General features: G+C 36.1%; 5 protein-coding genes and 1 pseudogene. All 6 read right to left on the bottom strand.

Annotation, left to right across the window (positions count from 1 at the left end):
- Positions 1 to 76 precede the first annotated feature (76 nt).
- Positions 77 to 484: pseudogene (locus tag ACR65M_RS19850) on the bottom strand (AAA family ATPase); the annotation flags it as partial.
- A 174-nt stretch (positions 485 to 658) separates the two neighbouring features.
- Entirely contained in the window at positions 659 to 1,831 is a 1,173-nt protein-coding gene (locus tag ACR65M_RS19845; protein ID WP_440274175.1) for a quaternary amine ABC transporter ATP-binding protein, read from the bottom strand.
- A gap of 2 nt (positions 1,832 to 1,833) precedes the next feature.
- Positions 1,834 to 2,691, bottom strand: coding sequence for an ABC transporter permease subunit (locus ACR65M_RS19840; RefSeq protein ID WP_121449556.1), 858 nt, complete (start codon positions 2,689 to 2,691; stop codon positions 1,834 to 1,836).
- Positions 2,692 to 2,786: 95 nt separating this feature from the next.
- A complete protein-coding gene (locus ACR65M_RS19835) occupies positions 2,787 to 3,797 on the bottom strand; it encodes an ABC transporter substrate-binding protein (protein WP_440274174.1) in 1,011 nt (336 codons plus the stop codon).
- Positions 3,798 to 4,454: 657 nt separating this feature from the next.
- Entirely contained in the window at positions 4,455 to 4,829 is a 375-nt protein-coding gene (locus ACR65M_RS19830) for a hypothetical protein (protein ID WP_341329745.1), read from the bottom strand.
- A gap of 495 nt (positions 4,830 to 5,324) precedes the next feature.
- Complete coding sequence (locus ACR65M_RS19825) at positions 5,325 to 5,921, bottom strand: 50S ribosomal protein L25 (protein WP_341329744.1); 597 nt, start codon at positions 5,919 to 5,921, stop codon at positions 5,325 to 5,327.
- Positions 5,922 to 6,000 lie beyond the last annotated feature (79 nt).

Genomic DNA, 6,000 nt, shown 5'->3' with positions numbered 1-6,000 from the left:
AATGTCACAATACTTATCTCAAGTATTGCCATTTTGGAGGTGTTTTATATTGTCTCACTATTTTAGGTTAGTCCATTACTCCGTCAACAGTAATACTGCTTTCTTCCATTCCCTCAAGTAGGGCCGATTGTGTCTTCGGAGAAGTTCTGTTGATTTCGTCCGCAAGTACAATATGGCCAATAATTGGACCAGGTCTGAACTCAAATTGAAGTTCTTTCGGATTATAGATGGACGTTCCAGTTACATCAGACGGCAATAGGTCGGGCGTAAACTGAATCCGCTTGAATTCCGCACTTACTGATTTTGCGAGTGAACGTACCATCATCGTCTTCCCGACACCTGGTACATCCTCTAATAAGACATGTCCCTCTGACAATAATGCAACCAAACTCAGTGTGGCTACATCTCTTTTTCCGATCATTACTTTTTCAATGTTTTCAATTACTTTTCCTAAAACAGGATGTAATATATCAAGCTGCGCCATTTTCCGTCCCCCTATTTACCTAGCATCTTCTTACAATATATGTAACCATTATACTATCGACCATATTATGATTTCTATGGGGAACCAACAATTCCCTTTATAATTAGAGGTTACTAAAAAAAAAAATGACTCAGATTCATAAAATAATCTGAGTCATAGTAAGTTAGTTATCTATTAGACTAAACTTGATAAAACATGAACCCGAAGGATAATCCCTAATAGTCGAGAATCCTCGTCTACTACAGCTAGAGGGAACTTTGTCTCCAATGCCTTCGGAATAATATCTTGGATATATTCATCCTTCGATACTTTAAAGATATCATCTCGAAGCACATCGGTCAGTGTCTTCTTTTCCTTTATGCCTTCAATGCAATCGTCAATCGTCACTATTCCTTGTAGTTGTCGATGCTTGTTTACAACGAATACACTAGATATACCATTCTTCTGCATTTCTTTTACAGCAACCTGTAACCCATCTTTTAAAGAAACCATTGCACTTGACTTAATCATGACATGCTCAGCTTGTAATACTTTTGAGCGATCAATATCCTTTATAAATTCAGTGATATAGTCATTCGCGGGTGTCTCAATGATTTCCTCTGGTGTACCAATTTGCTCAACGACACCATCCTTCATAACAGCTACTCGATCTCCAAGTTTAAAAGCTTCATTGATATCATGTGTAATAAAGATGATTGTCTTTTGAAGCTTGTCCTGAAGTTCTAAAAGTTCGAGTTGCATTTCTCTACGGATGAGTGGATCAAGAGCACTGAAAGGCTCATCCATTAATAGAATATCCGGATCATTCGCTAACGCACGCGCCAATCCAACACGCTGCTGCATCCCACCAGAGAGTTCACCTGGATATTTATCTTCATATCCTTTTAACCCTACACTTTCAATATTCTTCAAGGCAATGTCTCTACGTTCTTCTTTTGAGATATTTTTAATTTCAAGGCCATATTCAACATTTGCTAAGACTGTTCGGTGGCTGAATAAGCCGAAGTGCTGGAATACCATTGCAATTTTTTCCTGCCTGAATTTTTTCAATTGGGATGAATTGTAGCGAACAACATCTTCGCCATCTACATAGATAGACCCAGAGGTTGGTTTATTTAAAAGGTTAAAGCAGCGAATTAAGGTAGACTTACCACTACCGGAAAGCCCCATAATGACAAAAATTTCACCTTTTTTGATCTCCATTGATGCGTTATAAACACCAACGGTATGATTTGTTTTTTCTAATATTTCTTTTTTACTCATTCCTTTTTCCACCATCGGAATGATAGATTTTGGTTTCGATCCAAATATTTTTGAGACGTTTTCTATTTTAATTTTTGTTTCCATAGTTAAGACCCCCTGTGTTTCTGGAAGGAATTCGCTACTCCTGATGTTACGCGGTCAATAATGATAGCTAGAAACACAATACTAATTCCTGCTTCAAATCCGAGTGCCATATCAATACGGTTAATCGCAATTAGAACCTGTTCACCTAATCCCTTTGCACCTACCATTGACGCAATAACAACCATTGCAAGTGCCATCATCGTTGTTTGGTTTACCCCTGCCATAATCGTTGGAAGTGCCTGTGGTAATTGGACCTTTGTGAGCATTTGCCATCTCGAAGAACCAAATGATTGAGCAGATTCAATGACGTCTTCATCAACATTCCGTATTGCGAGCTCAGTTAATCGAATAACTGGTGGCAATGCATAAATTAACGTAGCAAATACAGCCGAAACATTTCCTAGACTGAAGAAGAAAATGGCCGGAATCAAATAAACAAAACTTGGCATGGTTTGCATGGCATCAAGGATTGGTCTCATGATGATGGAGAACTTTTTACTAAACGCCATCCATACCCCAACTGGAATCCCGATAATCAACGAAATGACTACGGAGGTTAAGACGATGGCAATCGTAATCATCAATACATCCCAAAGTCCAAATGTTCCTATTAAGAAGATAAAGAATGCATATAAAACACCGGAAAGAGCAGATTTAAAGCGCCATCCTAAAAGGAAAATAATGATTAAGAAGAGCCACCACGGAATGAAGCTAAGAAAACTATCAATTCCATTGATTGTTTGAGAGGAGATAAGATGTATGAAATCAAAAAAACCTTCGAATGTTGTATCTATCCACTTTATAAATTTTTCAACGTATTTACCTAGAAAATCCCATCGTATATCTGGAAAACTACCCATAAACAGGTTACTTGATGTAACCATTCACCTCACTTTTTTTCGACAAAAATCTTTGAAAAATGTAGTAGTTGGCAGCACCAACTACTACAAATATATTATTCTAATGAACTTTTTACTTTTTCTGCAATATCTTCCGGAACCCAAGAAGTCCAGATGTCTTCGTGCTGCTTCATCCACCAATCAGCAGCCTCTTCGGCGGAAGCATCATTCTCATTCATATAGTTAAGTGCTTCTTCAGTTAAGTCGTTACTCGTTTCATAATTTTTTAGGAACTCCACAACCTCTGGTGCTTGTTCAGGCATGTCCTTATGAACTGCTACAACAACATCGTTCGGTGGGAATGCAGTACCAAAATCTTTGTTCCATTGTTCTTCGTTATATTCTGGTTCTTCTAAAAGAGTTAGATCATATTTTGCTGTTACCCATGTTGGAGACCAATAGTATCCAACCCAACCTTCACCTTTCTCATAAGCATCAACAAGCGTTGCAACTGCACTTGAATCTGAACCAGGACTAATATAACTAAATGTTTCATCTAATCCATAGGTTTCGTATTTTGCTGTCATTGTTTCGTTAACTGCCCAACCAGTAGGAGCCCCTACAATTCGTCCTTTGCTTGAATCCTCAGGGTCTGGGAAAACCTCAGGGTATTTTTTCAAATCTTCAACCGTTTTTAAATCTGGAGCTAACGGCTCAATTCCTCTTTCTTCGTCCCCTTCAATGACATAAGTCGGAACATACAGCCCTTGGCTATTATCATTAAAGTTTGTAGATACTTCTTCAATATCTCCAGCATCTGTCATTTCTTTATAAAGCTCTTTGACATTATCCGTCCATACTTCCATATAGACATTAATGTCACCTTGACGTAGACCTTCTAATGTTGCAGGTGTTGAACCCACAGTCACCTCTGTGTCATAACCGTATCCTTCTTCAAGGATTCTTTGCGCTATGCTGTTATGGAAGCGAATACTATCCCAACCAGCATCAGCTAACACAATTTTGTCTAACTTTTCTGGTTCTCCATCTCCTGAAGAGCCTTCACTACTACAACCTACTAAGGCTAGTAATAAAACGGTTAGTAATGTAAATAACTTTCGTTTCATAAATAATTTTCTCCCCTTTTTTAATTTGTAAGTAAACCTATAAACTTACTGAGTTTATATCAAGAATAACCCCAAAATGAATACATATTCATTTTCAAGCGATAACAAATTCCTCCTTATGTTTATAAAAAACTTCCCTATTGAATTTTATGGTTGATTAGAATAATAGATAGGTATAATTCATTATTCAGCCAGGCGAAAAATGCAGAGGATTTGTAAAGGCTACATTTTTCAGGACGTTTGAGGATATATCTTTTGAACTATTGTTCTTAGAGGGAATATGCACTATTTGTTTAACAGCGATAACTTTTTAGGGCTACATTAAAAGTATAGAGGAATAATAAATTTCGGACAAACCTGATAATCTAGCATATCTCATGATAAACTAGCATATTTCGTTCTTTCGAAAAATTTGAGGGGGAATAGTGGTTTATCCTTCCAAGATACTCCCAAATCCTCTAATATCCTCCGGATGTGCTGAAATTTTCAGTTTTTTTATCAAAATATACTATATGTAGTATCCTTATAGTGCCTTCGTACCGTATTTGGGAAGTATAACTCGATACGACCTAACTTCTCTCTTCACATGACGATAAGACAAAGAAAACCAGGTCTCGTTCTTCGAGAGCCTGGTTGTAGTCTTTCCTACTATTCAATTTACCTTTTTTTCTTCTGCAAGTACTTTTCATTGATTACGAGCACTTTTCCATCTTCAACAGGTCTGTATTTTCGAAACCTAAATTTATTTTTTTCAAATATGATATTCCCGACAACATAAATCGGCAGGATGATAAACAAGTTAATAAGCATTTGTAGCAGCAAGTTTATTTCATTCTCAAATATATAAATTGTAAATACGATATGAAAAGCAAACGACACCATTAACACAATAAGCACATTACATATATGGAACGCAATCACGCTCGTTTTTTCGCGAAACATTCGCTCTAGTTCAGCTTTGAAAAAAAGCGAAATAAACACTGAGATCCCTATCGCAATAAGGGTCACTACATATGTAAAAACTAATTGCATTTCACCTAATCCCTCGCCCTCATATCACTATAATTTCTTAGAACAAAAGAGTGATTATATATCCACATTGTAACACATCCTATATGAAAGAGGTCCTTAACAAAATGATAAAACGGAGGAAATAAAGCATGGAAAATGAAAAAGCAGATCGATTGCGGTCGCAACTCGAGGAAGCCCTTCAACCGATTATCGACCGATTAGATCGTTTGGAAATGATGTTGCAAGAAGTGTTAAAAAATAAAGGATAAAGGGAATTGCGTTTTACCCGAATTATTGATTATTTTTTTAGATTCAGCTTCATCCGAACAGATAAACGAAAATAATTCCCTTAACAAAAAAAGCCTATAGTGAAGAAATAAATGCTTCTACTATAGACTCACTAAAATTTTTTTAAAAAAAGTATTGCTATCTATATTCTATTTATTTTACACTTATAAACGCAGTTTTGGGTTGTCTTATATTCCTATTTTCAACTTACCAGGTTAGATCGCAGGATTAGACGCCCGAAACTTCAACTTCACTTTCTTCCTCTTCATTGGCTTGTGCTTTTACATAGTCGATTGACAAAATCGTTTCATCATCTTCATGTTTGATTGTACAGTTACTGTACTCTTTTCTAATATCTGCTACGCGAACAGAGTGTCCGATTTCAAATTCAGTAATGTCAATTTCAATAAAATCAGGGAGATCATTCACCTTAGCAGTTATATCTAATTCATGAACAAATTGTTTAGCAACTCCACCGACTTTCTCGCCATTAGAAATTCCTTTTAGGATTACACTTACTCTTGTATCAATTTCTGTATTCTGATCTACTTGAAGCAAATCTACGTGAATAATTTCCTTAGTCACAGGGTTATTTTGGTAATCTCTTAAAATAACGTTTTTTGAATTACCATCAACATTTAAAGAGAAAATACCATTTCTACCAACTTCCTTGATTACATTCCTTAAATCAGAGTTATTAATCAAGATTGACTCTGTATGTATGGACCTACCATATACAACTGCAGGGATTTTCCCTTCACTCCTCAATTTTTTCAAGATTGTTTTTTTAGTTTCTTTCCTTTTTTCTGCTACTAGCATACTCATTTTCATTTCCACCTTTCTGTTAAGCTTTAAATCTTAGACATTAGTTTTTATAGAAAAAACAGTCTAAGAAATATTAGAA

This window comes from Ferdinandcohnia sp. SAFN-114 (assembly GCF_059415045.1).
Note: the sequence above shows the minus strand (reverse complement) of the source record. Positions and strands in the feature narration are given on the sequence as shown.

Excerpts from the sequence above, each read along its gene's own strand:
- ACR65M_RS19845 (WP_440274175.1), bottom strand. The coding sequence starts at position 1,831 with ATGGAAACAAAAATTAAAATAGAAAACGTCTCAAAAATATTTGGATCG.
- ACR65M_RS19840 (WP_121449556.1), bottom strand. The coding sequence starts at position 2,691 with ATGGGTAGTTTTCCAGATATACGATGGGATTTTCTAGGTAAATACGTT.
- ACR65M_RS19835 (WP_440274174.1), bottom strand. The coding sequence starts at position 3,797 with ATGAAACGAAAGTTATTTACATTACTAACCGTTTTATTACTAGCCTTA.
- ACR65M_RS19830 (WP_341329745.1), bottom strand. The coding sequence starts at position 4,829 with ATGCAATTAGTTTTTACATATGTAGTGACCCTTATTGCGATAGGGATC.
- ACR65M_RS19825 (WP_341329744.1), bottom strand. The coding sequence starts at position 5,921 with ATGAGTATGCTAGTAGCAGAAAAAAGGAAAGAAACTAAAAAAACAATC.